The 626-nt window shown below is 71.1% G+C and carries 1 protein-coding gene; it reads left to right on the top strand.

Annotated elements, in window-relative coordinates; all coding sequences use genetic code 11:
• Positions 1-118: 118 nt before the first annotated feature.
• A partial coding sequence (locus ACTQ0H_RS09290; RefSeq protein ID WP_441548087.1) for a helix-turn-helix domain-containing protein occupies positions 119-626 on the top strand: 508 nt, incomplete at its 3' end.

Genomic DNA, 626 nt, shown 5'->3' with positions numbered 1-626 from the left:
CCTTGATTATCAACTTCATCCGAACACCTCCCACATTCATCCGTACATGTGCGGATGAATGTGGGAACCCGATACCCTGAGGGCCGGATCGGCCGGCCCCGGGAGATCGGAGGACGGTATGTCCGGAAAGAAGAAGAGCGGCTCCGCAAGGGCGGTTCCGAGGGCCTACGGAAGGCTCACGAGGCACGAGCGGGACACGGTCCAGAGGATGCTGGAGCGCAGGGCGTCGTGCAGGGAGATCGCGAGGGAGCTGGGCAGGTCGCCCTCGACGGTGAGCGCCGAGGTGGCGTCGCACAGGTTCGTGACGGCGCCGAAGGCCAGGCGCGGCGAGCGCGTGGACGCCTCCGCCGACCTGTCGGCGGCCTGCCCGCGCCTGGCGGCGTGGCCGCGATGCTGCAACGGCTGCGGCCGGTACCGCGCGATCGGCTGCAAGCGCCGCCCCCACGTCTTCTACGAGGCCCGGGCCGCGCAGCTGTGCGCCGACTCGGTCCTCGTCTCGTCCAGGCGCGGGATAGACGCCGACGAGCCCGCCGCGGCGGCCAGGCTGGAGGCGATAAGGGACTGCCTGCGCCGGGGGCTGTCGCCCGAGCAGATGGCGGCGCGCAACGGCGGCCCGGTGGACCTGT

It is taken from the genome of Collinsella sp. LCP21S3_A3 (assembly GCF_052118905.1).
GTDB lineage: Bacteria > Actinomycetota > Coriobacteriia > Coriobacteriales > Coriobacteriaceae > Collinsella.
Note: the sequence above shows the minus strand (reverse complement) of the source record. Positions and strands in the feature narration are given on the sequence as shown.